This is a genomic window from Streptomyces sp. NPDC026301 (assembly GCF_055567935.1).
Genome location: NZ_JBVHPN010000004.1, coordinates 135,902 through 158,978, shown reverse-complemented (window position 1 = coordinate 158,978; position 23,077 = coordinate 135,902). Strand labels below are relative to the sequence as shown.

The 23,077-nt window shown below is 72.2% G+C and carries 25 protein-coding genes and 1 riboswitch; of the genes, 8 read left to right on the top strand and 17 right to left on the bottom strand.

The window, feature by feature from the left end; genetic code table 11:
• The first annotated feature begins 55 nt into the window (after nt 1–55).
• Nucleotides 56–151, top strand: a riboswitch (TPP riboswitch).
• Nucleotides 152–155: 4 nt separating this feature from the next.
• Both thiM and thiE read left to right on the top strand, forming a co-directional pair.
• Nucleotides 156–998, top strand: a complete 843-nt coding sequence (gene thiM / locus ACZ4MH_RS08630) for a hydroxyethylthiazole kinase (RefSeq protein WP_351591527.1) — start codon at nt 156–158, stop codon at nt 996–998.
• Nucleotides 995–1,672, top strand: a complete 678-nt coding sequence (gene thiE / locus ACZ4MH_RS08625; RefSeq protein ID WP_351591524.1) for a thiamine phosphate synthase — start codon at nt 995–997, stop codon at nt 1,670–1,672. Before thiM ends, thiE begins: the two co-directional genes overlap by 4 nt.
• On the opposite strand, the gene ACZ4MH_RS08620 is transcribed toward thiE, so the two are convergent.
• The 4 genes from ACZ4MH_RS08620 to ACZ4MH_RS08605 form a co-directional block, all read right to left on the bottom strand.
• Complete coding sequence (locus ACZ4MH_RS08620; RefSeq protein WP_351591521.1) at nt 1,642–2,292, bottom strand: DedA family protein; 651 nt, start codon at nt 2,290–2,292, stop codon at nt 1,642–1,644. The genes thiE and ACZ4MH_RS08620 overlap by 31 nt on opposite strands.
• Nucleotides 2,285–3,085 (bottom strand): lysophospholipid acyltransferase family protein, encoded by an 801-nt coding sequence (locus ACZ4MH_RS08615; protein ID WP_351591518.1) that lies wholly within the window; start codon nt 3,083–3,085, stop codon nt 2,285–2,287. Before ACZ4MH_RS08615 ends, ACZ4MH_RS08620 begins: the two co-directional genes overlap by 8 nt.
• On the bottom strand, nt 3,082–3,879 hold the full coding sequence (locus ACZ4MH_RS08610) for a GNAT family N-acetyltransferase (protein ID WP_351591515.1): 798 nt from the start codon (nt 3,877–3,879) through the stop codon (nt 3,082–3,084). Before ACZ4MH_RS08610 ends, ACZ4MH_RS08615 begins: the two co-directional genes overlap by 4 nt.
• Nucleotides 3,880–4,077: 198 nt before the next feature.
• Entirely contained in the window at nt 4,078–4,821 is a 744-nt protein-coding gene (locus tag ACZ4MH_RS08605; RefSeq protein ID WP_351591512.1) for a GNAT family N-acetyltransferase, read from the bottom strand.
• 448 nt (nt 4,822–5,269) lie between these two features.
• On the opposite strand from ACZ4MH_RS08605, the gene ACZ4MH_RS08600 reads away from it, so the two are divergent.
• Nucleotides 5,270–5,710, top strand: coding sequence for a hypothetical protein (locus ACZ4MH_RS08600; RefSeq protein ID WP_351591509.1), 441 nt, complete (start codon nt 5,270–5,272; stop codon nt 5,708–5,710).
• A 35-nt stretch (nt 5,711–5,745) separates the two neighbouring features.
• On the top strand, nt 5,746–7,380 hold the full coding sequence (locus ACZ4MH_RS08595; RefSeq protein WP_351591506.1) for a penicillin-binding transpeptidase domain-containing protein: 1,635 nt from the start codon (nt 5,746–5,748) through the stop codon (nt 7,378–7,380).
• A gap of 51 nt (nt 7,381–7,431) precedes the next feature.
• On the opposite strand, the gene ACZ4MH_RS08590 is transcribed toward ACZ4MH_RS08595, so the two are convergent.
• Both ACZ4MH_RS08590 and ACZ4MH_RS08585 read right to left on the bottom strand, forming a co-directional pair.
• Nucleotides 7,432–8,235: a dienelactone hydrolase family protein gene (locus tag ACZ4MH_RS08590; RefSeq protein WP_351591503.1), complete on the bottom strand. Its 804-nt coding sequence runs from the start codon at nt 8,233–8,235 to the stop codon at nt 7,432–7,434.
• Between the two features lie 52 nt (nt 8,236–8,287).
• Nucleotides 8,288–8,671, bottom strand: a complete 384-nt coding sequence (locus ACZ4MH_RS08585; protein ID WP_351591500.1) for a DUF3662 domain-containing protein — start codon at nt 8,669–8,671, stop codon at nt 8,288–8,290.
• Nucleotides 8,672–8,897: 226 nt separating this feature from the next.
• On the opposite strand from ACZ4MH_RS08585, the gene ACZ4MH_RS08580 reads away from it, so the two are divergent.
• Nucleotides 8,898–9,377 (top strand): STAS domain-containing protein, encoded by a 480-nt coding sequence (locus ACZ4MH_RS08580; RefSeq protein WP_351591497.1) that lies wholly within the window; start codon nt 8,898–8,900, stop codon nt 9,375–9,377.
• A gap of 41 nt (nt 9,378–9,418) precedes the next feature.
• Here ACZ4MH_RS08580 and ACZ4MH_RS08575 read toward each other — a convergent pair whose 3' ends face one another.
• The 3 genes from ACZ4MH_RS08575 to ACZ4MH_RS08565 form a co-directional block, all read right to left on the bottom strand.
• Nucleotides 9,419–10,618: an amidase family protein gene (locus ACZ4MH_RS08575; RefSeq protein WP_467754420.1), complete on the bottom strand. Its 1,200-nt coding sequence runs from the start codon at nt 10,616–10,618 to the stop codon at nt 9,419–9,421.
• On the bottom strand, nt 10,615–11,328 hold the full coding sequence (locus ACZ4MH_RS08570) for a ribonuclease H family protein (RefSeq protein ID WP_467754419.1): 714 nt from the start codon (nt 11,326–11,328) through the stop codon (nt 10,615–10,617). Before ACZ4MH_RS08570 ends, ACZ4MH_RS08575 begins: the two co-directional genes overlap by 4 nt.
• A 209-nt stretch (nt 11,329–11,537) precedes the next feature.
• The gene (locus ACZ4MH_RS08565; RefSeq protein WP_351602195.1) at nt 11,538–12,185 is read right to left on the bottom strand and encodes an RDD family protein; all 648 of its coding nucleotides are present in this window, start codon (nt 12,183–12,185) and stop codon (nt 11,538–11,540) included.
• Nucleotides 12,186–12,365: 180 nt separating this feature from the next.
• Between ACZ4MH_RS08565 and ACZ4MH_RS08560 the strand changes: the two genes are divergently transcribed.
• Both ACZ4MH_RS08560 and ACZ4MH_RS08555 read left to right on the top strand, forming a co-directional pair.
• Nucleotides 12,366–12,947 carry a TerD family protein gene (locus tag ACZ4MH_RS08560; RefSeq protein ID WP_351602198.1) on the top strand — a complete coding sequence of 194 codons (582 nt, stop codon included), beginning with the start codon at nt 12,366–12,368 and terminating at the stop codon, nt 12,945–12,947.
• A gap of 165 nt (nt 12,948–13,112) precedes the next feature.
• The gene (locus ACZ4MH_RS08555) at nt 13,113–13,889 is read left to right on the top strand and encodes a class I SAM-dependent methyltransferase (RefSeq protein WP_351601997.1); all 777 of its coding nucleotides are present in this window, start codon (nt 13,113–13,115) and stop codon (nt 13,887–13,889) included.
• Nucleotides 13,890–13,902: 13 nt separating this feature from the next.
• Here the strand turns inward: ACZ4MH_RS08555 and ACZ4MH_RS08550 are convergent, their stop codons facing one another.
• The 3 genes from ACZ4MH_RS08550 to ACZ4MH_RS08540 form a co-directional block, all read right to left on the bottom strand.
• Entirely contained in the window at nt 13,903–14,961 is a 1,059-nt protein-coding gene (locus ACZ4MH_RS08550) for a hypothetical protein (RefSeq protein WP_351601994.1), read from the bottom strand.
• A gap of 379 nt (nt 14,962–15,340) precedes the next feature.
• Nucleotides 15,341–16,870, bottom strand: a complete 1,530-nt coding sequence (gene proP / locus ACZ4MH_RS08545; RefSeq protein ID WP_351601991.1) for a glycine betaine/L-proline transporter ProP — start codon at nt 16,868–16,870, stop codon at nt 15,341–15,343.
• A gap of 380 nt (nt 16,871–17,250) precedes the next feature.
• Nucleotides 17,251–17,820 carry a helix-turn-helix transcriptional regulator gene (locus ACZ4MH_RS08540; RefSeq protein ID WP_467754418.1) on the bottom strand — a complete coding sequence of 190 codons (570 nt, stop codon included), beginning with the start codon at nt 17,818–17,820 and terminating at the stop codon, nt 17,251–17,253.
• A 35-nt stretch (nt 17,821–17,855) separates the two neighbouring features.
• Between ACZ4MH_RS08540 and ACZ4MH_RS08535 the strand changes: the two genes are divergently transcribed.
• Nucleotides 17,856–18,785 (top strand): DMT family transporter, encoded by a 930-nt coding sequence (locus tag ACZ4MH_RS08535; protein ID WP_351599005.1) that lies wholly within the window; start codon nt 17,856–17,858, stop codon nt 18,783–18,785.
• On the opposite strand, the gene ACZ4MH_RS08530 is transcribed toward ACZ4MH_RS08535, so the two are convergent.
• The 5 genes from ACZ4MH_RS08530 to ACZ4MH_RS08510 form a co-directional block, all read right to left on the bottom strand.
• Nucleotides 18,772–18,972, bottom strand: coding sequence for a hypothetical protein (locus tag ACZ4MH_RS08530; RefSeq protein ID WP_351599007.1), 201 nt, complete (start codon nt 18,970–18,972; stop codon nt 18,772–18,774). The genes ACZ4MH_RS08535 and ACZ4MH_RS08530 overlap by 14 nt on opposite strands.
• Before the next feature lie 166 nt (nt 18,973–19,138).
• On the bottom strand, nt 19,139–19,570 hold the full coding sequence (locus tag ACZ4MH_RS08525; RefSeq protein ID WP_351599009.1) for a hypothetical protein: 432 nt from the start codon (nt 19,568–19,570) through the stop codon (nt 19,139–19,141).
• Nucleotides 19,554–19,751: a helix-turn-helix transcriptional regulator gene (locus ACZ4MH_RS08520; protein ID WP_351599011.1), complete on the bottom strand. Its 198-nt coding sequence runs from the start codon at nt 19,749–19,751 to the stop codon at nt 19,554–19,556. Before ACZ4MH_RS08520 ends, ACZ4MH_RS08525 begins: the two co-directional genes overlap by 17 nt.
• A gap of 76 nt (nt 19,752–19,827) precedes the next feature.
• A complete protein-coding gene (locus ACZ4MH_RS08515; RefSeq protein ID WP_351599013.1) occupies nt 19,828–21,408 on the bottom strand; it encodes an SGNH/GDSL hydrolase family protein in 1,581 nt (526 codons plus the stop codon).
• A 63-nt stretch (nt 21,409–21,471) separates the two neighbouring features.
• Nucleotides 21,472–22,938, bottom strand: coding sequence for a sugar porter family MFS transporter (locus ACZ4MH_RS08510; RefSeq protein WP_351599015.1), 1,467 nt, complete (start codon nt 22,936–22,938; stop codon nt 21,472–21,474).
• Nucleotides 22,939–23,077: the final 139 nt, after the last annotated feature.

Below are 23,077 nucleotides of genomic sequence, written 5' to 3'. Positions count from 1 at the left end.
TCCAGCGGAGGTCGGGGTTCCGGATCGGGAACGGGGTGCGAGTAGCATGAGGGGCACACGAGACACGGGGTGCCCCCTCTCAAGGGCTGAGATCACACCCGTCGAACCTGATCTGGCTCGCACCAGCGAAGGGATGTCACAGAAGGAATGCCCCTATGACGCGTCCGGCCGCCGCCGACGACCTGCTTGCCACTGCCCGGCAAGCGCTCATCCGCGTACGCCATGAAACACCACTGGTGCAGTGCCTCACCAACCAGGTCGTTGCCAACTTCACCGCGAACGTGCTGCTCGCGCTGGGCGCCGCCCCGGCCATGGTGGACATCCCCGAGGAGGCCGGCCCGTTCGCCGGGGCGGCTTCCGGGCTGCTGGTCAACGTGGGTACGCCGCACGCCGAGCAGCGCGCGGCCATGACCGAGGCGGTGGCGTCCGCGGCCGCCGCGGGAACACCATGGGTGCTGGACCCGGTGGCGATCGGCTCGCTGCCGGTACGGACCGCGCTGGCGCACCGGCTGGCCGCGCAGGGCCCGGCCGTCGTACGCGGCAACGCCTCGGAGATCATCGCGCTGTCCGGTACCGGGGGCGGCGGGCGCGGGGTGGACGCCACCGACGAGGTCGAGTCGGCGGCCGAAGCCGCGGGCACGCTGGCCCGCGCCACGGGCGCCGTGGTCGCGGTCTCCGGACCGGTCGACCTGCTCACCGACGGCGAGCGGACGGTACGGGTCGCCAACGGGGACCCGCTGCTGACCCGGGTGACCGGCGGCGGGTGCGCGCTCGGCGCGGTGCTGGCGGCCTTCGCCCCGCCCGCTTCGACGTCCCCGGCCCCGTCCGGTGACCGGCTCGTCGCCGCGGTCGCCGCCGTGACGGTCTACACCGTGGCCGCCGAGGTCGCGGCCGAGCGCAGCAACGGTCCCGGCACCTTCGCCGCCGCCTTCCTGGACGCGCTGTACGGCCTCGACGAGGACACGCTCACCAAGCGGGCGGCGGTCTCGTGGGCGTGAGCGGGAACGAGGATCTGCCCGCGCCGCCGGACCTCTCCGTGTACCTGGTCACCGACGCGGCGCAGGCCGCCGCGTGCGGCCGGGACGTGGCGGGCACGGTCGCCGAGGCCGTGGCCGGCGGGGTGACCGCGGTCCAGGTACGGGAGAAGGACGGTGCCGCCCGGGACTTCCTCGGCACGGTGCTGCGCATCGCCGCGGTACTGCCGGAGCGGGTCGCACTGTTCGTCAACGACCGGGTGGACGTGTACTTGGCGGCGCGCGCGGCCGGCGCGCGGGTGACCGGGGTGCACGTCGGCCAGTCCGATCTGCCGGTGGCCGCCGTCCGCGCGCTGACCGGGCCGGAAGCGGTGATCGGGCTGAGCGCCGCCACGGAGGACGAGCTGCGGGCCGCGGCCGGGGAACGGGCCCGGGTCGACTACGTCGGCATCGGCGCGCTGCACGCGACCCGCACCAAGGCGGACGCGCCGCCGGAGCTGGGCATCGAGGGCTTCGCCCGGCTGGCGCCGCCCACGCCGCTCCCGGCGGTGGCGATCGGCGGGGTGACAGTGGCGGACATGGCGCCGCTGCGGGCCGCGGGCGCGGCGGGCGGCGCGGTCGTCTCGGGCATCTGCGCGGCCGCCGACCCCCGTACGGCGGCGCGCGCTTACGCGGAGGCGTGGGGCCGGGCCTCCTGAGCCACCGTGCCCCGCCCCCGACGGGCCGTCAGCCGGCGCGCGGTCTCCAGTACGGTCACGATCACCAGCGCCAGGGCGAAGGCCAGCAGCAGTCCGCTGACCGGTTCCTCGGTGAAGGCCGCGCCGCCGACGTACCCGATGGCGGTGCTGGTGACGGCCCACAGCGCGGCGCCGGCCGCGTCCAGCAGGACGAAGCGGCGCAGCGGGAACCGCAGGCTGCCGGTGGACAGCGCGGACGCCACCCGACCGCCCGGCAGGAAGCGGCCCGCCACCACCAGCGTCGTGGCGTGCCGCCCGACCATGGCCCGCGCCCACGCGTACCGTCGCCGGCCCTTCTCGCCGCGCAGCAGCCGGTCGATGGCCCGCGGTCCCGCCCAGCGGCCGATGGCGTGGCCGAGGCAGTCGCCGCCCAGCGCGCCCAGCGCCGCCACCAGGGCCAGCAGCGCGAGCTGTTGGAGGTCGGCGCCGGTCAGCACGGCCACCGTCACCACCGTCGTCTCGCTCGGCATGAACGGCAGCAGCGCGTCCAGGCCGGCCACCAGCAGCACGATCAGCCAGAGCCAGGGCGAGTCCAGCTGCGTCCTGACCAGCTCCGCGAACTGGTCGAACAGCTCAGACATGGACCGGCGGCCGGGTGCCGCAGATCGCCGCGTGCGCCTCGGCGGCCAGCGCCCGCCGGTCCCGTCGCCCGGGGTCCAGCTCCGGGTGGGCGGTGACCCGTACCGTGAGGTCTCTCGCGCCGATCACTCTGTGCAGCGAGGTCGCGAAGTCCTCGTCCCCGAGGAACGCGGCCACCGTACTGGGCCTGCCGTGCTGCAGGTACGTGATCGTCACCGGCCGGACCGGCGCCCCCGCGTCGATCGCGGCCTGGAACGTCGCCCGCCGGAAGCCGCCGCCCGACTCTGTGCACCAGGTCGTGCCCTGCGGGAACACCAGCATCGAACGGCCGCCGCGCAACGTGGCCGCGAGCTGTGCCACGTCCCCCGGCAGCGTGCGCAGCCCGTCCCGGTCGATGAACTGCGCCCCCGCCTTGCGCGCCAGCTCCCCGAAGACCGGCCACTGGCCCACCTCCCGCTTGGCCAGCGGCATCGACGGCTCCACCGCCAGCAGGGCGATGACGTCGAGCCAGGAGATGTGGTCCGCCACGATGAGCGTCCCCGGGCCGCCGGGTCCGCGCGGCACGCTCAGCGACGGCGTACTGCTCTCCAGCCGCAGCCCGAGGGCGCGGAGCACCGCGCGCGCCCTGACCCGCATCACCCGCGGGTCGGCGAGGCGCGGCCCGGCCGCCATGCCGCGCCCCAAGGCGCAGGCCAGAGCCGCGTACCGCCCGGCCCGCTCTCCGCCGGAGAGGTGCGGCACGGCGTGTACGGCGCAGCCGGGCGTGCAGGGTGACGTGACGCCCCAGGGGCTCATCGTGACTCTCCGAGGAAATAGCGGTAATAGCGGTCGTTGAGCTGCTCCATGTCCAGTACGACGAAGAAGTCGGCGACGCCGAACTCCGGGTCGTGCGCGGGCGGCCCGCACACCCAGGCGCCCAGCCGCAGATATCCCCGGAACAGCGGGGGCAGCCCGGCGTATCCGGGCTCGGCGTCCGCCGACCGCCCGGCGGGCTGCCAGGGGCGGTGCGGGCGGACGGCCATGCCGGCGGGCGGGGCGTGCTTGTCGGCGCACAGGGACCAGGCGTTCGCCGCCGCCCGGCCCCCGTCGCCCAGCGGCACCGAGGCGCAGCCCGCGAGGTAGCGGTGGCCGAAGAGCAGGACGTACCGGGCGAGCGCGGCCCACATCAGGTTGATCACCGCGCCGGAGCGGTGGTCGGGGTGGACGCAGGAGCGGCCCGCCTCGATCGTCCGGGACCGGATGCCGGCCAGTGCGCTCAGGTCGAACTCGCCCTCCGAGTACGAGCGTTCGCTGCGTCCCGGCGGCAGCAGCCGGTAGGTGCCGACCACTTCGCCGGTCACCGTCTCGGTGACGATCAGGTGGTCGGCGAGGCCGTCGAAGCTGTCCGTGTCGTGGCCCGCCAGCGACGGGTCGAGGGTGGCGCCCAGCTCCTCGCCGAACACCTTGTGGCGGAGCCGCTGGGCGGCGCGTATCTGCTCGGTGGAGTCCGCGAGGGAGGTGACGTAGGAGCGGGTTTCCTGCACGGTCGACGGCGTCGCGGTCGATGACGTCACGGTCGAAGGCGTCGCGGTCGATGGCGTCGTGGTCATGGGTGTGGGGTCTCCGTTCGCTGGGTGTCCACGGCGTGGGAACGGGTACTCGAAGTCCCCGCACCGTTCCCGACCGACGGTAGGAGCCGGGTGAGCCGCGCCGCAGTGCCCGAAGGTCCGAGGCGGCCCCTGACCTTCGTCAGGGGTCCCGTTCCGTCGGCCGGAGGAGCCCGGCACCGGTACGTACCAGGGTTATCCCTACTCCCCCAGGAAGAAGCGCCGGTAGCGGTCGTCGATCCGCTCCATGTCCAGCAGCACAAAGAAGTCCGCGACGTCGGACTCCGGGTCGTGGGCCGGTGCCCCGCACATCCAGGCGCCGACCCGGAGGTAGCCGCGGAGCAGCGGCGGCAGCAGCGCGTAACTCGGCTCGTTCTCGATCACGCCCGGCGGTGTCCACGCGCGGTGCGGGTGGACCCGCAGATCGGCCGGGGAGGCATGCTTCGCCGTCCCCAACAGCCAGGCGTGGCAGGCCGCCTGGCCGCCGTCGGCCAGCGGTACGGAGGCGCAGCCCGCGAGGTAGCGGTGGCCGGAGAGCAGGACGTACCGGGCGAGCGCCGCCCACATCAGGTTGATCACCGCGCCGGTCCGGTGGTCCGGGTGCACGCACGAGCGCCCGGCCTCCACCATCCGCCCGCGCAGCTCGTGCAGCGCCCGCAGGTCGAACTCGCCCTCCGAGTACGAGCGTTCGCTGCGCCCCGGGGGCAGCAGGCGGTAGGTGCCGACCACCTCGCCGCTGGCGGTGTCCGTCACGATCAGGTGGTCCGCCGACGCGTCGAAGCCGTCGACGTCGTGGCCGGCCAGCGGGGTGCGCAGCCGGGCCCCCAGCTCCCCGCCGAAGACCCGGTGGCGCAGCCGCTGCGCGGCCCGTATCTCCTCCGTCGTGTCCGCGATGGAGGTGACGTAGGAACCGGTGGCCGCGGCAGCGGTGGATACCGAGAGCATGAGAAATGTTCTCCCTTCCTGGGGACGGCCGGCGCCGGCACGCACGCCCGGCGGACGAGCACCGCCGGAACGGCGGGTGCGCCGCTCGACCATGAAAGCTACGAGTGCCCCTCCGGACCCGGCATCGGCCGAAAGACACCGTTCGTCCCCGCCATTCGGCAGGCTCCCCTACCGCGCCCCGGCGCCGGGCCCAACAGAGCCTGCCGGTCCCAGTACGAGGCCGAGCGGCCCTGTCCGCCGGGCGCGGAGGGGTGGCAGAATCCCACTCGCTCCCGCGTCGCGGCACGGCGGGCCGCGACGGCTTGTCCCACAGGTCTTGATGCCGAGGGAGACCGCGATGACGTGGACCGCCCCTACCCTGCACCCGTTGTGGAGCTCTGTCCTCCGCCGGCTCCGGCCGGCCTACTTATCGGTGCCCTCCCGGGTGGCCCGACCGGCCGGTACCGCCGTGGCGGCCGGCCGCGCGGACGCCGGGATCGGCCCGTCCCCGGTCGCGGTACGCCGGTACGCCGACCGCACCGTCATCGAGGTGCACCGGCCGATCCGTCCGGCCGCCGAACCGCACCTGGGACGGCTCCTCAACGCCGTCATCCGCCCGGGCAGCGGCGCGGTCGTCGTCGACCTGCACCGGGTGGGCCGGGCGGACGGTGCCGCCGCCCTCGTCCGGCTGGCCCAGGTCCTCTGCGCCCACCACGAGGTGGACTGCTCGGTCGAGTACGACGCCTCGGACACCGTGGCCCCGTCCCCGAGCAGACGCCTGCCCGACGCGCGGGCAGCGCCGCGCCGAAGCGGCCTCCGTATGCCGGGATCGCTATCTGATAACGGACTTCCGTTCGAACGTCCCTTTCATCGCGTCCGCCCCGTACCGTGCTTCTCAATGCCCCTTTGATCTTGTTCAAGGGGCTTCGGGGAGGGGGACGCGGAATGCGCAGCGGGGTGAAGGCCACCATTGTCGGCGGGGTGTGCGTCGTGGTGGGCGGGGTCGTGCTGTACGGCGGCTACAACCTGGTGAACGGGATCACCGGGTACGGCGGCACGGGCGGCACCACGCAGGCGGTACCGACCGGCCCGCCCAGCGCCGAGGAGACCTCGGAGACGGCGAAGGACTTCCTCGCCGCCTGGGCGAAGGGTGACAGCGCGGCCGCCGCCGCGCTCACCGACAACCGGGAGGTCGCCCGGACCGAACTGGCCGGATTCCACCACCAGGCGCACCTCACTCACCTGGTGATCACGCCGGGTGAGCGGTCCGGCACGACCGTTCCGTACAAGGTCACGGCGAAGGTGTCGTACAAGGGGCGGACCGCACCCCTGTCGTACGCCTCCCAGCTGCGGGTCGTCCGCGGCCGGACCACGCACAAGCCGCTGGTGGACTGGCGGCCCGCGGTGCTGCACCCGCGGCTCGAGGAGGGCGAGAACCTGATCACGGACGCGGGCGCGGCGCCGGAGATCAAGGCCGTCGACCACCGCGGCCGGCCACTGACCAAGGAGCGCTACCCCTCGCTCGGGCCCGTCCTGGACGGCCTGCGGGAGAAGTACGGCAGTGAGGCCGGCGGCACGCGGAGCATCGGGCTGCGGATCGAGGACGAGGAGGGCGAGACCACCCGCACCCTGGTCACCCTCCGGAAGGGCCGGGCCGGGACGCTGCACACGACGCTGGACGCGGACGTGCAGGCGGCGGCGGAGCTGGCGGTGAAGGAGTACGACGAGTCGTCGGTCGTGGCCGTCCGGCCGAGCACGGGCGAGATCCGCGCGGTGGCCAACAACCGTACGGACGGCTACGACGCGGCGATGCTGGGCAGAGTGGCGCCGGGCTCCACGATGAAGATCGTCACGGCCGCGATGATCCTGCAGAACGGCGTGGGCGACGCGGCGGGCCGGGCCGCCTGCCCGCCGACCGTGTCCTGGGAGGGCTACACCTTCCACAACCTCGACGACTTGTCGATACCGGACGGCACGCTCACCGACGCGTTCGCCCGGTCCTGCAACACCGCGTTCATCAAGGCCGTCAAGCCGCTCAACGACAAGGGCGTCGCGGGCACCGCGCTGGGCACAACGGCCCGGGACTCCTTCGGGCTCGGCGGCGACGACTGGCAGACCGGCATACCGTCCTTCGACGGCAGCATCCCGGAGTCGTCCGGGGTGGAGACCGCCGCCTCGTACATCGGCCAGGGCAAGGTCCAGATGAGCCCGCTGGCCATGGCGTCCGTCACCGCGACCGTGGTCAACGGCGGCTTCCGGCAGCCCGTTCTCGTACCGCAGGGGCTCGACGGCCGGCCCCTGGCCACCGCGCACCCACTGGCCCCCTCCGTCGCCCGGCAGCTGCGGCAGATGATGCACGCGGCGACCGTCGGCCGGGGCACGGCGGTCGCCGCGATGGCGGGCGTCGGCGGGGACAAGGGCGCGAAGACCGGCTCCGCCGAGAAGGACGGGCAGGCCCGGTCCAACAGCTGGTTCACCGGCTACAGCGACGACCTCGCGGCCGCCGCCCTGGTCCAGTCCGGCGGCCACGGCGGCGACGCGGCGGGCCCGGTCGTGGCGCGGGTACTGCGCGCGGGTTAGGGCCTGTTCTTCGGCTCTTCGGCCAGGGCTTCAGCTCAGGGGCGCTTCGGCTCAGGCCGGCTTCAGCGTGCGCGCGAAGAGGTCCAGCAGCGCGTCCCAGTGCCGGGCCAGGCCCGCCTCGCTGTAGGCGGCGGTGTCGGACATGGTGAAGCCGTGGATGGTGTCCGGGTACACCTCGGAGCGGTACGTCGTGCCCGCGGCCGCCAGCGCCGCCTCCAGCTCGGCGATGTGCCCGGCGTTCATGCTGTCGTCCTGGGACGCGTGCCCGAAGTACAGCTCCGCCTCGACGTCACCGGCCAGCCGGTGCGGGCTGTCCGGCGCCTCGGTGACGAGGTGGCCGCCGTGGAAGCTCGCCGCGGCGGCGACCCGGTCCGGGTACCGCGCCGCGGTGCGCAGCGAGAGTACGCCGCCCATGCAGTAGCCCGTCAGGCCCACCGCACCGGGACGCACCTCCTCCTGACCGGCCAGGAAGTCGAGGAAACAGCCGGCGTCGCGCATCCCGAGCTCCGGGGTCAGCTCGTGGACCATCGGCATGATCTTCGCCAGGAACGCCTCCCGGCCCTCCGGCCTGCTGAGGTCGGGGAGTTCGGCGACGGGCGCCTTCCCGTGCCGGTAGAAGAGGTTCGGCAGCAGCACGTAGTACCCGTGCGAGGCGAGCTCGCGGGCCATGTTCTCCAGCACCGGACGCAGGCCGATGGCGTCCATGTAGAACAGCACGGCGGGGTGGCTGCCGCCCCCTTCCGGGTACGCGACGAACGCGTCGCACGCCCCGTCCGGCGTGCTGATCGTCACCGACCTGGATTCCGTCTTCGCCGTGTTCCCCGTGTTCCCCGTGTTCTCCGTCTGCGCTGCCATGCCCTCTCCTCACCGTTTCCCGGGTCACCGTTCCCCGGGCGACCATCGTGCCTCATGCGGGGGCCTCGAAGGCGTCCGGGGCGATGTGCGGCAGGGCTTGGCTGGTAATGCGATAGCGCCCGTTGGGGAGCCGGTGCCTGGTCTCGGCGACATGGACGGCGAGCGGCCCCGCCCACTCGTAGCCGTGGTCCGCCGCGTGCCGGGCCAGGGCGTCCGTCAGCGCGCGTCCGACGTGCTCGTCCCGCTCGCCGAGCTCCTGGTGGACGTAGCGGGCGAGCTCGATGTCGTAGGCGTTGGGCACCAGTATCCGGCTCTCGCTGCACACGACGGCGTGGTCGTCGCACTCGCGCCGCAGGGCATCGACCAACCGCACCGGATCACTCCGGAACACCCGATTGACCAGGGTGTGTTCCCAGTGCTCCACCGCGTCTTCCATTTGCGTGAGCAGTCCCATGCCACGCCGGGTGCCCGCCGCCCGCGCTTGTCATGCCCAGGGAGCCGTTGTCATGCCCGGAGCACTCTTGTCATGCCCAGGGAGCCATTCCGGCCATTGGCACGCTTGGCAGGAAATCACACGCTTTCCAAGAACAAGACCCGCTACTGTCAGCAACGTGAGAGTCGCTCACCTCTCCCCACATCTCCCCGCACGATGAGGTTGCCAGATGCCGCTTCCCGACGGCTTAGAGATGACCGCGCTCGCCTCCTGTGAGGCGGGCGCGGTGCTGCGGATCAGCGGCGAGCTCGATCACTTTACCGAGCAGCTCTTCCGCGCCTCCGTCGGTACTTTCCTGGACCGCGGCCACCGCCATGTCGTCCTGGACTGCGCCGCTCTCACCTTCTGCGACTCCCGCGGCCTGAACTGCCTGCTCAGCCTGCAATGGCTCCTGGAGCGGCGACAGGGCCGGCTGCTGCTGGCCCGCGTACGCCACAACGTCGCCCGCGTACTGCACCTCACCGGCTCCGACGAGCTGCTGCGCGCGTTCCCCACGGTGGCCCAGGCGCTGGCCACGCTGCCCCGGGAGGAGCGACCCGGCTGGCCGGGCCCGCCGGGGTCGCCGGGTCCGCCGGAATCGAGCCCCTTGGAGCAGACGTGCCCGTCGGGGCCGGCGTACGGGTACCGGTCCGGGTCGGCACCGGCCTGAAAGCAGGCGGTCCACGGCCCTCGCCGCGCTCCTGGAATTCCTCACCCCTCCGGCATGAGATCCCTCGCGCACAGCCCGGCGGCCCGCTCCGCCGCGGCGGCGACGGCGAGGAGGAGGGTTTCGCCGCCGTGCGCGGCCACGAGCTGCAGGCCCGCGGGGCAGCCGTCCGAACCGAAACCGGCCGGAATGCTCGCCGCCGGATGCCCACTGAGGTTGAACGCCCAGGTCAGCGCGGTGCTGTAGCGGTCGCCCGGACCCTCGTGACCGTGCGGCGGATTCGGGGTGGCGGGCGTCAGCAGGAGCGGAGCGCGCGCGAAGAGGACGGCGAGCCGGCGGTCGTTGTCCGCGCGTACCCGCTCGGCGGCGGTCGGGTCCGCTCCCGGTGTACGCAGGGCGAGCCAGGCGGAGCCGGGGTCGGTCAGGCGGACCGCGTCCTCGGCCACGAGCCGGACGACGCCCGCCTCGGCGAGCCGGCCGGCCGCCCGACGGACGATCTCCACCCGTTCGGGATCCGGCTCGGCGAAGCCGAGATCGGCGGACCAGAGGGCGGGAAGAGGCGCACTGCCGGTGAGGGCGGCGCCACCGCCCTCGTCCACGGGCGGCGTGCGCAACGCCCCCCGCACCACACCCCAATACGCCGCCGCGTCCGCCGCGCACCGGGTGAGTACTCCTGGCGCGGCGAGGCCCGTGCGGTCGGGCGAGGGCAGCAGGCCGTTGGTGACCTTCAGGCCGAACACGCCGCACCAGGCAGCGGGAATCCGGATCGAACCCGCGCCGTCGCTGCCCGTGGCCAGCGGTACGAGACCGGCCGCGACCGCCGCGGCGGACCCGGCCGAGGAGCCGCCGGGCGTCCGGTCGGCGCGCCAGGGGTTACGCGTATGTCCGCCCCGCCCCAGCCCCCAGGTCTGCCACGGCGTGCCCGGCCCCGGTACCGCCGTCGCGCCGACCGGCACGCACCCGGCCGCTACCAGGGCCCGCGCCGCGGCGGACCGCGCGCCGCGCAGCCCCTTGACCGCCAGCGGTACACCGGCGAGGGGCAGGTCCGCTCCGGCGGCGACCAGCCGCTCGACCTCGGCGGCCCGGCCCAGCGCCGCGTCCCGCCACACCTCGGCGAACGCGTGCAGCTCCGGATCGGTCTCGGCGATCCGCGCCAGCGCGGCCGAGACGACCTCGACGGCGCCGGCCTCCCCCGCCCGCACGGCCGCCGCGATCCCGGTGGCGGTGGGCGCCGGGTGGGTCACTCCCCGCTCTCCCCCGCCCCCACCCGGCAGTCCGGGTGCCCCCAGCCCTGCGGATTCTTGGCGATGGTCTCGCCGGCGGTGTAGGCGCGGCCGCAGCGGCAGCGGCCGGGGAACTTGGCCTTGAGGGTACGGGCGGAGGACGCCGAGGCGCGCCGCTTCGGCGCGGCGGACGACTTGGCGGCGCCCGGGGCGCGGCGGGCGGCGCCGGCGCGGGCCGGTGCCGACGCGGGCGGGGCCGGGGAGCCGTACTCGCTGCCCGCGGCCTCCTGCGCGGTGGCGGCCTGGCTGGCCGCGCGGTCGGCGAAGTCGTTGAGCGGGTCGCCGTCCACCTGGTGCGCGGGCACGTACTGGAACTCCACGGAGCGGCCCGCGAGCAGCGCGTCGATGCGGACGACGAGCTCCTGGTTGGCGACCGGCTTGCCGGCGGCCGTCTTCCAGCCCTTGCGCTTCCAGCCGGGCAGCCAGGTCGTGACCGCCTTCATCGCGTACTGGGAGTCCATCCGGACCTCCAGCGGCACGTCGGCGTCGACCGCCGTCAACAGCCGTTCCAGCGCGGTGAGTTCGGCGACATTGTTGGTCGCCGTACCCAGCGGACCCGCCTCCCAGCGCGCGGGCCGGCCCGCCTCGTCGGCGATGACCCAGCCCCAGCCGGCCGGGCCGGGATTTCCCTTCGACGCCCCGTCACACGCGGCGATCACACGTTCAGCCATACCCCGATCATCCCAGCCCGCCCGACCCCCGAATGCCACGGCGCCCACCGGAGCCCGGCATCCGGCCGGGGCGGGACCCAGAGGGTGAGAGAACTCATAACGCGAAGCCGCGCACGAACCATGGGGGACCAATGGGGAGCCAATGGGGGACATGCCACGGCCGCCTGCGCCCGAGCACGACCAGCGGACGGCGAGCGTCCGCAGGCGGGCTATTGCCAGGGGCCGGCGGGCCCAGGCGCCGGTGCGGCGTCGGCGCGGACGACGACCACACTGGTGATCTTGTCGGCGAACGTCTGGCTCCTGACGTCCCAGATGGCCCACCACCAACCGAGCCCGAACACCACGTTGTTGAGGAACTGGAGCAGCCGGCGGCCGAGCGCCAGCCCGACGCCGAGCATCTGGCCATCACGCTCGCGGATGGCCCGGATACCGAGGACCTTCTTGCCCACGGTCTGCCCGGTCCGGCCCTCGCTCCGCAGCTGCAGGACCACGGCCACGATCATCGCCAGGATGCCGACCCAGGACACGATGGTCGCGAAGACCTCGCCGCTTTCGCCCGAGCGCTCGTCGATGGAGGTCCCGATGCCCACCAGCGCCCACACCGGCCCGAAGTTGATCAGAATGTCGAGCAGGAACGCGCCCGCACGCTGCAACCAGCCGGCATACGGAGGATGCTGCGGCGCGTACGGAAACCCGGCTTGCTGGGGCGGCGGGTAGGGGGCCCCGTACGGCTGCTGCTGGGGCGGATACCCGTACGCCTGCTGCTGGGGCGGATATCCGTACGCCTGCTGCTGAGTCGGCGGCTGCTGGGGCGGGTAGCCGTACGGCTGCTGCGGCGGCGGCCCGGGGTGGCTCACTGCGAACACTCCTCATACGTATTGACGGTGGGCCCTGAAGGGTAGCCCGGCCCGCCTGGCGCGGCCGCGGCCTTGCGCGCCGGGACGCCGCCGTTCGGATCTCTACACTGCTGTAGATACCGAAGATTCCGACCTGGCTTCACCTACCGCCGGGCCCCGACACGAGCGAGGCTTCTCCGTATGTCCGTGAACCTGAACAAGGGTCAGCAGATCAGCCTGAGCAAGTCCGACGGCGGCACGCTCAGCGTGGTGCGCATGGGTCTGGGCTGGCAGGCCGCCCAGCGCAAGGGCTTTTTCGCCAAGCTGGCCGGCACCCGGGAGATCGATCTGGACGCCTCGGCGGTGCTCTTCGCCGCGGGCCAGGGCGTGGACGTCGTCTTCTTCCAGCACCTGACCAGCAACGACGGTTCCGTGCAGCACAGCGGGGACAACCTCGTCGGCGGTACGGGCCAGGGTGACGACGAATCCATCGCGGTCGACCTCCGGCGCGTCCCCGCCAACGTCGACCAGATCATCTTCACGGTGAACTCCTTCACCGGCCAGACCTTCGAAGAAGTGCAGAACGCATACTGCCGGCTCATCGACGAGAGCACCGGCGAGGAACTGGCCCGCTACACCCTCACCGGCGGCGGCCGGCACACCGCCCAGATCATGGCCAAGGTCTACCGCTCCGGCACCGCCTGGAAGATGGCCGCCCTCGGCGAACCGGCCACGGGCCGCACCTTCCAGGACCTGATGCCCACCATCAGCCGCCTGCTCTGACAGACCCGGCGGGGGCCGCGGCCGGCCCCCGCCGACTCCTCGCCCCCTCCCCATGAGCGCACCCGCACCCTGACCACCCGCACTCTGACCATCTATACACTCCGTTTATACATGCCATGTATAGTCCACGACGATCTTCGCCTCACGTTGGACGTTGGAGTACACATGGCCACGAAGAAGAACCTGGTCGCCAACCGCGCCGCCCTCGCCCACAAGGTCCGGTACGCCATAGGCCACCCGCACCGCATCGCCCCGTACGTCAAGCGCGCGGCCCGGGACCGCTGGCTGGCCTTCAAGCACCCGGACCACGTCGGTTACTACCGCGCCGTCATGGCCTCCGACACCCGCCGCAACCCCGAGGCCGCCGTCGGCAGCCAGACGCACGACCGGTGGCTCGCGCTCGGGAAGATGCAGTTCGACTACCTCCGTGAGCACGGCCTGAAGCCGGAGTCCCGGATGCTCGACATCGGCTGCGGGAACCTCCGCGCCGGCTGGCACTTCATCGAGTACCTCGACGCCGGCAACTACTACGGCATCGACATCTCCCCCGACATCCTCATCGCCGCGAAGCAGACGCTGACCGCCCAGGGCCTCCAGGGCAAGGTCCCGCACCTGACCATCACCCAGGACCTCACCCTGGACTTCCTCCCGGACGCCCACTTCGACGTCGTGCACGCGCACAGCGTCTTCTCGCACTCCCCCATCGAGATCATCGAGGAGTGCCTCGCGCACGTCGGCCGCATCCTGGCCCCCGGCGGCTTCTTCGACTTCACCTTCGACCGCACCACGGGCGCCGAACACCAGGTCCTCCGCGAGGACTTCTACTACCGCACCGAAACCCTCATCGCCCTCGCCGCGAAGCACGGCCTGAAGGCCCGCTTCATGGACGACTGGGAGACGAGAGGGCACGGCCAGTCCAAGATCCGCGTCACGGCCGGCTGAGCGGCCGGCTGCCTCAGGTGGCGGTCTTCCCCGTTCGCACAGGCCGCCGGTCCTCCGGCCGCTGGAGGGCACGGAAGTCGTCGAAGAACCCGTAGTTGTGGGCGGGCAGACCGTCGTCAGGCCGCTCGACGGTGCGGTTGGCGTAGAGGCTGTTCAGCAGCCAGGGATCCTTCTGCGGCCCGAAGTCCTGTGCCATGGCGGCTGCTTGGGTGACGCCGTAGGTCGCCACGGCCAGGCGCCCCGTGCCCCGGAGCCGGCCCACCTGGTTCCGCAGGAAGTGCTTGTGGCTCTCGAACCAGGGGCTCATGGAGAGGAAGTCGCGCCACCGCTCCTCCGGCACGGGATGCGCGAGGGCTTGCTTGATCACCTGCCACACCCGGGTGTCCGGCGGAAGGTGGTAGCGGCGCGCGTACGGGGCGGGAACGGTGTCGTTCAGGTGCAGCTTCCACAGCTGTACCAGTGAGAACTCGGTGACCAGGAACTTCTGGTCCTTCCGGAGCCGGGGAAGCACGTAGTCGAGGTACGCCTGGATGCCCTCCGGGGCGTTCACATGGGGGTGGATGTCCACGCCCTCGATCTCCCGCGTGGCGCGCGTGAAGGACAGCCAGCGATCGGTGGCCCTGGCCCGCTTGTCGGGCTGGTCGAGGAAGTTGAGCGCGCCCATGTAGAGGCGGGTCCGGCAGCCGTCGGGGAAGTGCTTCTTCCGGTAGGTGATGACGTGCGCCGCGACCTTCTCGTAGAACGCGTTCAGCGCGCCGGAGTCGCGGTCCCGCGGAAGGCTCTCGATGAACGGCTCGTTGCCGATGGCGAGAACGTCGACGGTGTCGAGCACGGTGTGCAGGACCTTGTCGACCCGGTCGAGTTCCGTGGCCATTTCGGGGCCGTCCGGCCGGGGTATCGCCCGGTGGTTGTACGGGAACTTCAGCGAGAGCACCGTGCCGTAGCCACGCTTGTGGGCAGCCAGGAGCTTCGAGACGGCCCGCTGCCGAGAGGCGTCTTCCCCGACCTCGGGCATCGGCACGAACCCTCGGAGCCAGCTCGCGGAGAGATCGCCCAGTTCATCGAACGTCACGCTGTCCGGGTCCTCGTTGAAGTTCGCTCCCAGTACGCCGCGCGGACCGTCGGCGCTGCCTCCGCCGGCCGAGCGGTGGCTGACCTGCCCCGCGGGCCGTTGCTCACCGTTGGTGCATCCCGCGGCCACAAGAGCCCCGCCCGACAGTGCAAGAAGACGCCGCCGCGTAATCAATTCCCACTCACTTTCCCTGCTGGCGCGTGCGGTACGGCCGCTAAGGCCCCACCGGCCGTACCGCCCGGCCGACCACGGCGCTTTCCTGACCGGCAGTCAACTACCCTGCCCGACCGTCCCGGCCCTACGCATGCCCGGCCCCGCTGACACGTGTGCCCCGGCCGGGTAGGGGCCAGGGGCACACGGGGCGTCGGAACGAGGGCGGCTACTCGTCGTCCTTCCGGCCGTGGTGCCGCGGCAAGCGGCCATGGCGGAGGCCGATCCAGACGTCGCGGGCGCGGCGGCCGGCTCGGGTGCGGCTGTGGGCGACGAGTTGGCGGGCCTGTTGCTCGTTCTCGACCATGTGCGAGGAGCCGCGCAGCGGCTTGCCCGCCGTCTCGTGGAGGAAGATGGCCGAGATGACGCCGATGATGCCGGCCGCCATCAGGTAGTACGCGGGCACCAACTTGTCCTTCGTGGACTCCACCAGCGCCGAGGCGACCAGTGGTGTCGTGCCGCCGAAGATCGAGACGGAGACGTTGAAGGCGACGGACAGGCCGCCGTAGCGCAGGTGGGTGGGGAAGAGCGCGGGCAGGGTGGAGGCGCTGGTGCCCGCGAAGCAGACCAGGAGCAGGCCGAGGATCACGCAGCCGATCGCGGGGAGCAGGATGCCGCCCTGCTTGATGAGCAGGAACGCGGGGATCGCCAGGATGACCATCGCCCCGCCCGCCCACAGGAACATGGGGCGGCGTCCGAAGCGGTCGGAGGAGCGTCCGACGGTGGTGATCGTCAGGACGACCAGCACCATCGTGCCGAGGACCAGGAGCTGTGCCGTCAGGCTCGGTTCGCCGAGGGTGGTGGTCATGTAGGTGGGCAGGTAGGAGGTGACCATGTAGTTGGTCACGTTGTAGAGCAGCACCAGGCCCATGCAGATGAGGATGGCCTCCCAGTGGTGCGTGAACAGCTCCTTCAGGCGGCCCTTGCCGGACATCCGGGCCTGCTCGACCGGGTCGACCTCCATGGAGCCGTCCCGCTGCGCCTCCTTGTGCTTGGCCTCGACCTCCTGGAAGGCCGGGGTCTCCTCCAGCTTCATCCGCATGTAGAGGCCGATCAGGCCCAGCGGCCCGGCGACGTAGAAGGGGATGCGCCAGCCCCAGGAGAGCATCTGGTCGTCGCTGAGCACGGCGGTCAGTACGGTGACGAGGCCGGAGCCGAAGGAGTACCCGACGAAGGTGCCGAAGTCGAGCCAGCTGCCGAGGAAGCCGCGTTTGCGGTCCGGTGAGTACTCCGCGATGTACGTCGTGGCGCCCGCGTACTCGCCGCCGGTCGAAAAGCCCTGCACCAGCCGGCAGAGCAACAGCAGTATGGCCGCGGCCAGGCCGATGGCGTCGTAGCTCGGCAGGAAGCCGACCGCGAAGGTGCTGATCGCCATCATGATCATGGTGGCGGCGAGCACCCGCTGGCGTCCGATGCGGTCACCCAGCGGCCCGAAGACCAGGCCGCCGAGCGGGCGCACGAGGAAGGCGGCGGCGAACGTGGCGAAGGTGGAGATCACCTGCGCGCCGGGCGAGCTGGAGGGGAAGAAGACCTTGCCGAGAGTGGGGGCGACGTAGGCGTAGACGCCGAAGTCGAACCACTCCATCGTGTTGCCCAGGGCCGCGGCCGAAACCGCCCGTCTGACCTGGGGTTTGTCGACAACGGTGACATCCTCGGGGGCCACCGAGCGCTTGCGTCGGCGTAGCAGCGTACGCACCATGCGCTCGGTCCGTACGCTGCCCGATCCGTACCCGGCGGACTGCGTACTCTTGCGCGCTTGCCTGGATCGTTCGTTCTGCCCGTGTTTCATGGCTCCGCGTACTCGTCGTCGGGTCGGGTGGCATGGGCGGGTGCCGTCCGGAGGGCGGGTGACCGCCACGACTGGCACGCTTTCGTCATCCTATTGCCGGTTTGCCCCACTGGGCACAGTTTGCCGGTGCGCGCGCCGTCCGTACCGTAAGCTCCCACCGGCCCCCGCCTACCCACATGACCGCGGACAAACGGCCCAATCCTCGGTCTCCGGTCCTCGGTCCGCGCCCTTCCGCCCCCGGCCCTCACCCCCGGACCTCGGTACCCGCTCCCGGGCGTGTCCGCCGCCGTTCACCCGTCCAGCGGTGCGCGCCGGAACACGCCGGGCGGCACGCCGTAGACGCGCTGGAACCAGCGGCTGAAGTGCGCCTGGTCGGCGAAGCCGGTGGCGGCCGCGGCGTCGGCGGGCGTGGTCCCGGCGGCCAGCAACGAACGGGCCCGGCGCAGCCGCAGTTGGCGCTGGTAGTCGCTGGGCGCGAGGCCGTACTCGGCGCGGAAGGCCCGGTAGAGCGCGAACCGGCTGCACCCGGCGGCCGCCGCCAGCCGCTCGGCGGGTACAGCCTCCAGGTACGCCTCCGCCAGCAGATCCCGCGCCCGGCGCGCGGCCTGCCGGCGGGCGCGGTCGCTGGGCGTACGGGCGGCGAGCGCGGCCGAAGCCCCAGCGGTGGCGCCGCGGCGGGCCAGCGCGGTCACGGCCGCGGTCAGGCGTTCGTCGCGGACCAGCGGGTCGGTGGTGCCGGCGAGCGCGGCGTGCAGCCGGGCGAGCGCGTACGCGAGCGCGTGATCGGTCAGTACGGGGTCGGGGAAGAGCGGGAGCGCGCCGGACCGGCCGTCGGTGACGTCGGCGAGTACGTCACGCACGACGGAAGGGCCGAGGTGCACGATCCGGTAGTGGTATGGATCCGACTCTGACGGCCCCGGGCCCCGCCCGTCGCTCCAAGTCGGTCGTGGCGCAGGTGCCGCACGAGGTGGCGGCGCTGCTGCGCTTCGGGGGTGCCGCGCTGGCGCTGCTGGTGGCGGTGCTCCTCCTCGGCTCCCGGGGGCAGGGCGCGAAGGTGTCGCGGCGGGCCGGCGGTCGGGCGGCGCTCGCGGGTGTACTGGGGGTCTTCGCCTACAACAGCGTGTTCTTCTGGGGTCTTTCGCTCGCCCCGTCGCTGGACGCGGGCATTCTCATACCCGTCATGAGCCCCGTGCTCACCAGCCTGTTCCTGCTGGTCACGGGGCGGGAGCGAGCGTCGCGGGCACGGCTGGCGGGGCTGGGGCTCGGCCTCGCCGGTGCGGTGATCTTCTTCCTGGGCGCGGGCGGCAGCACGGACGGGGGCCCGTCGCGGCTCGCCGGGGACGCGCTGTTCCTCCTCAGTGCGGCGTGCTGGGCCGCGTACACGCTCGCCGGGCCACGAGTACTGGCCGGTGCCGACCCGCTGCGCGCCACGACGTACGCCACCTGCGCGGGCGCCGTCCTGCTGGGGCTGGTGGCCGCGCCCGCCGTGCCGGACGTGCGCTGGGGCGAACTGCCGCCGGGCCTCTGGCTGAACGTGGGCTTCCTGGCGCTGGGCGCCGCGGCCGTCGCCAACCTCCTGTACTACCGAGGCGTGGGCGCGGTGGGCCCGGCCTCCGCCTCGCTGATGATGTTCACCGTCCCGGTCGTCAACACCGTGTGCGGCACGCTGTTCCTCGGCGAGTCCTTCGGTCCGGTGCAGGCGGCGGGCGCGGCGGTCCTGCTGGCGGGCGCGGTCCTCGCCGCCACGCGGGGCCGGCCGCGCAAGCGCGTCCCCGTACCCGCTCCCGAGTCCGCTGAGTCTGCTGAGTCTGCTAAGACTGCTTAGGCGCGCGTCGCTCCCCCGGCTTCGAGGCGCGTTTCGGTGCCGGCCGGGGCTTCTCCCCCCGTACGGACGGCTGGTCCGCGTTCACCTCCTCGGCGCTGCGGTCCCTCTCGTCCTTGGCGGGCTCGCGCTTCTGGGCCGGTGCCATGCCCGCCTCCCGCGGGTCCCGGTCCGTACGTTCCTCACCCATGCTGCCTCCCTGGTTCGCGACGACGGCCGCATGCCGAACGGGCGCGGCGGCGGACTCCCGCCACCGCCCCCATCCCCTCACGCCCGGCCGCCCCGGGCGACCTCCGGCTGCTCCGAACGGCGGCACGGACCCGGCCTCGGGTGCGGCCTCGGCCTCGGCCCGGTGGTCAGCTGCCCGCCGGCACGCCCTTGCGGGTGTACGCGACCGCGGCGGCGCCGTACGTGAGGCCGCCGACCGCGCACAGCCACGTGAAGGGGCCGCCGGACTCGCCCTGGGCCACCTCGTAGACGGCACCGCAGAGCAGGACGACGGCCAGGACGTTCCCCGTCACCGCGGAGGCCCCGCGGCTGATCGCGCGCCGGCGTTCGTCCTCTTCGTGCCCGCTGAGCTGCGCGGCGACATCGCTGCGCCGGGCGAGGACCGTCACGGCCAGGCCATAGCCGATGACGATGACCGGCAGCGTGACGGCCATCGCGACGTTCCCGCGCATGGCCATGAGCACCGACTCCACCGCGCCCACGACCACGGTCAGCGCCAGGACGCTCCACCGCCTCACGCTGCGCCCGTTGCCCCGCGGGGTGTTACGCGTCGTCGACATGAAAGATCTCCTCCACGGTCAGCTCGAAATGCCGGGCGATCCGTATGGCCAGTGGCAGGGAAGGGTCGTACCGGCCCTGCTCGATGGCGTTCACCGTCTGCCGGGAAACCCCCAGCGCCGCCCCCAAAGCCTGCTGGGACAGCCCCTGGTCGGCACGGAGCCGCCGGACCTCGTTTCGCATATATGGAAAGTAAGCTTTACAGGGAGGAGTGTCAAGCACGCTTTACACGGCGGGTCCGGCCGCTCAGCAGTGAGCGTCAGGTACCGAACGGCAGCACCCGCCGGAAGAGATCCAGCGCCTCGTCCGCCCAGCCGATCACCTTCAGCGTCGGTGTCACATTCCCCGGCGGCCGGTTGATCAGCGTGTCGCGGCGGATGAGCCGGTCGAAGTCCACCATGACCGGGTCCTGGCGGGGCGTCACTCCATCGGGGTGCCGGAACTCGACGTTCGCCCGTCGCATCACATTGATCAGCTCCTGGGCGACGATCCCGTACGCGACGGTGGTCGGATGGACGCCGTCCAGCGAGAACAGGCCGCCGTCGGAGCGCCGTTCCCCGTCACTCGCGAGGAAGTGGGTGTTGGGCGGCGGGGTGAGGGCCTGCAGTTCGGGCGGCAGCGGGTACGGCTGCCACCAGTCCGGGCGGGCGAGCGGGTCCTCCAGATAGCGGCGTGCGGCGAGCCGGTCGAGAAGACCCGCGGTGTCCAGCAGGTACCAGTCCCGGCCCGCCTCCCGGGCCTGCCGCACTTCCGCGGTGAACGCGTCGTTGTACTGGTCGATGGCGTGGTCGACGGCGCGCGCCTGGTCGCCGGTGATGTGCGGGTCCTGGCGCGGATCGAAGGCGCTGTCGCTGATCCAGGGGCGGGTGTAGTACGGGAAGTAGGCGGACCCGGGCTCGGTCTTGCCGCCGACACCGCGCGCGAGCGGCGCGACCGTCACATGCGGCACGGTGCACCATATGACGTGCCGCGCCTTGATCTCCCGTACCTCGCGGACGACCTCCCGCAGTTCGGCGGCGAAGTGCTCGGGCCGCCAGACGGTGAAGGCGCCCTTGCGCCTCAGATCGTCGTAGCCTTCCTCGCTCCAGACCACGCGCAGGTCCGTCACCGCCCGCAGTGCGTTGTTGGCCCCCAGGAACACGATCAGCGTCTCTATGCCGTGCTCCGGGTCCGTGTCCCCGGCCTCCTCGCCGAGCGCCTTGGCCGCGCCGAGCTGCGACAGGGCCCCGGCTTCCGGCGGTTCGGTGGGCAGGACGCGCAGCGCGGCGCGCTCACCGGCGTTCTCCACGATCTGGTACACCAGATCGTCCTTGGGCGCGGATATCCGCGCGCGGCACACGTCGGCCGACTTCTCCAGCGCGTCCCGCAGATCCCAGCCGAACGCCGCGAGGTTGTGGTTGACGACCCGGGTCCGCGGCACCGCCGTGCCCGGGCCGCGCTCCCAGTAGTCCTCGACCCGGTCCATGAAGCCGCGGACCCGGAAGAGCGCGGGCGCCGTCTCCCACCAGTCCACGTCCCGGCCGTAGCGCGCTTCCAGGTCGCGCAGCAGCAGCTCGATATTGAGCGGCAGCCCTCCGTACCCGTTGTAGGAGGGGTACCGGAAAGCATCGCTCCAGCCCATCTCGTGGGCGATGATCGCGGGGAAGGACAGATCGGTGTGGAAGATCGACCCGCTCTGGAACCCCTGGGTGAGCGAGTCCCCTATGGCGACCAGCCGGTGCCGCGGCTGCCCCTGCCACGCACGCGGGGCGCTCGCTATGCCCAGCGTGGGATCGCTGACCGGTACTCGCGTGTGGTGCGGTACTCGCGTGCCGTGCTGCCGTCGTCCGGAATCGTTCATGCGCTCCCGCTCTCCCGTGACATGCAGAGCCCCTTACATGACAGCGCAAGTTGCCGCCGCAGGCTACGGGGCCGACGTCCGCCCGGTGGTTTCCCGCCGGTACGTCTCGCCGGTCATGGATTCCAGTTCCCGCTGCTTGGTCTCGGGGATCTTCCGCTCCACGAAGAAGAAGGAGGCGAAGGCGAAGAAGGCGAAGGCGCCGTAGAGCCAGGAGAGGCCGACCTTGTGGGTCATCGGCTCGAAGGCGAAGGTGACGATGAAGTTGAAGATCCAGTTCGAGGCGGTGCCGATCGCCAGCGCCATCGCCCGCATCCGGTTGGGGAACATCTCGGCGAGCATGACCCACATGATCGGGCCCCAGGAGAGCGCGAAGAACACCACGAACGCGTTGGCGCCGATGAGCGCCAGCGGCCCGTAAGGGCTGGGCAGGGTCACGCCCGCACCGCTGCCGCGCTGCTGCGAGAAGGCGACCGCGGTGAGCAGCAGCGCCACGAACATGCCGGCCGAGCCGATGGAGAGCAGCCGGCGGCGCCCGACCCGGTCCACGAACAGCATGGCGACCACGGTCATCACCACATTGATCCCCGCGGTGATCACCGACGTCGTGAACGAGCTCGACTCACTGAATCCGACCGACTTCCACAGCGTGGTGGAGTAGTAGAAGATCGCGTTGATGCCCACCAGCTGCTGGAACGCGGCCATGACGATGCCGACCCAGACCAGCGGCTGCAGCCCCATCCGGGGGCCGCGGATGTCCTGGAAGCTGCTCTTGTGCTCCTTGTGCAGGGTCTGCCGGATCTCCTGTACTTTCCCCTGCGGGTCGGCGACGCCGGTCACCCGCTCCAGTACGCCCGCGGCCTTGTCGTACTGCCCCTTGAGGACCAGGTAGCGCGGGGATTCCGGGATCAGCAGCGCCAGTACGCCGTACACCAGCGCCGGGACCACGCCGACCAGGAACATCCAGCGCCAGGCCGGCATGTCCAGCCACAGCTCGTTCGACGCGCCCCCCGCGGCTCCTGCCAGGCCCTTGTTGGAGCTGAGCACCACCAGCTGCCCGACGGTGATCGCCAGCTGCTGCAGCGACCCGAGCGCGCCGCGCCCGCTCGCCGGCGCCACCTCCGAGATGTAGGCGGGCGCGATCACGGACGCGATACCGATGCCGAGCCCGCCGATCACCCGCCAGACCATCAGGTCCGGTACGGAGAAGGCGAAGGCCGAGCCGGTCGAGCTGATGAAGAACATCGCCGCCCCGAGGATCATCACCTTCCGCCGCCCCCACCCGTCGGCCAGCCGCCCCGCGTACCAGGCGCCGACGGCGCAGCCCAGCAGCGCGATGGAGACGACGAAGCCGGAGAGGAAGGAGTTGAGCTCGAAGTGCGAGCTCAGGGAGTCCACCGCGCCATTGATGACGGAGGAGTCGAAGCCGAAGAGAAAACCGCCGACCGCGGCGGCGATGGAGATACCGACGGCCTTGCCGTGGCGGCCGGAGCTGGGGCTGGACGGCTGTGGTCCGGAGGCCGTTCGGGCCATAAGCGGGTGTCACCTTTTCCAGAGTCGACGCGGTCTGTTGTCCTGGAGTACCAGGTGCATTGTCGAGCAGCGACCCGTCCCGGCCGTGCAGGAACCGCCGGAACGCCCACCCCCGACACCACCGACTACCCCGATGGCC

What these genes read in the sequence shown, in the direction of transcription:
- ACZ4MH_RS08580 (WP_351591497.1), top strand. Translation starts at nt 8,898, where the DNA reads ATGCCGCTTCCCGACGGCTTAGAGATGACCGCGCTCGCCTCCTGTGAG.
- ACZ4MH_RS08590 (WP_351591503.1), bottom strand. Translation starts at nt 8,235, where the DNA reads ATGGCAGCGCAGACGGAGAACACGGGGAACACGGGGAACACGGCGAAG.
- ACZ4MH_RS08585 (WP_351591500.1), bottom strand. Translation starts at nt 8,671, where the DNA reads ATGGAAGACGCGGTGGAGCACTGGGAACACACCCTGGTCAATCGGGTG.
- ACZ4MH_RS08525 (WP_351599009.1), bottom strand. Translation starts at nt 19,570, where the DNA reads ATGTCGACGACGCGTAACACCCCGCGGGGCAACGGGCGCAGCGTGAGG.
- ACZ4MH_RS08605 (WP_351591512.1), bottom strand. Translation starts at nt 4,821, where the DNA reads ATGCTCTCGGTATCCACCGCTGCCGCGGCCACCGGTTCCTACGTCACC.
- ACZ4MH_RS08615 (WP_351591518.1), bottom strand. Translation starts at nt 3,085, where the DNA reads ATGAGCCCCTGGGGCGTCACGTCACCCTGCACGCCCGGCTGCGCCGTA.
- ACZ4MH_RS08510 (WP_351599015.1), bottom strand. Translation starts at nt 22,938, where the DNA reads ATGGCCCGAACGGCCTCCGGACCACAGCCGTCCAGCCCCAGCTCCGGC.
- ACZ4MH_RS08610 (WP_351591515.1), bottom strand. Translation starts at nt 3,879, where the DNA reads ATGACCACGACGCCATCGACCGCGACGCCTTCGACCGTGACGTCATCG.
- ACZ4MH_RS08595 (WP_351591506.1), top strand. Translation starts at nt 5,746, where the DNA reads ATGCGCAGCGGGGTGAAGGCCACCATTGTCGGCGGGGTGTGCGTCGTG.
- ACZ4MH_RS08555 (WP_351601997.1), top strand. Translation starts at nt 13,113, where the DNA reads ATGGCCACGAAGAAGAACCTGGTCGCCAACCGCGCCGCCCTCGCCCAC.
- proP (WP_351601991.1), bottom strand. Translation starts at nt 16,870, where the DNA reads ATGGTGCGTACGCTGCTACGCCGACGCAAGCGCTCGGTGGCCCCCGAG.
- ACZ4MH_RS08515 (WP_351599013.1), bottom strand. Translation starts at nt 21,408, where the DNA reads ATGAACGATTCCGGACGACGGCAGCACGGCACGCGAGTACCGCACCAC.
- ACZ4MH_RS08560 (WP_351602198.1), top strand. Translation starts at nt 12,366, where the DNA reads ATGTCCGTGAACCTGAACAAGGGTCAGCAGATCAGCCTGAGCAAGTCC.
- ACZ4MH_RS08620 (WP_351591521.1), bottom strand. Translation starts at nt 2,292, where the DNA reads ATGTCTGAGCTGTTCGACCAGTTCGCGGAGCTGGTCAGGACGCAGCTG.
- ACZ4MH_RS08530 (WP_351599007.1), bottom strand. Translation starts at nt 18,972, where the DNA reads ATGGGTGAGGAACGTACGGACCGGGACCCGCGGGAGGCGGGCATGGCA.
- ACZ4MH_RS08570 (WP_467754419.1), bottom strand. Translation starts at nt 11,328, where the DNA reads ATGGCTGAACGTGTGATCGCCGCGTGTGACGGGGCGTCGAAGGGAAAT.
- ACZ4MH_RS08520 (WP_351599011.1), bottom strand. Translation starts at nt 19,751, where the DNA reads ATGCGAAACGAGGTCCGGCGGCTCCGTGCCGACCAGGGGCTGTCCCAG.
- thiM (WP_351591527.1), top strand. Translation starts at nt 156, where the DNA reads ATGACGCGTCCGGCCGCCGCCGACGACCTGCTTGCCACTGCCCGGCAA.
- ACZ4MH_RS08535 (WP_351599005.1), top strand. Translation starts at nt 17,856, where the DNA reads ATGGATCCGACTCTGACGGCCCCGGGCCCCGCCCGTCGCTCCAAGTCG.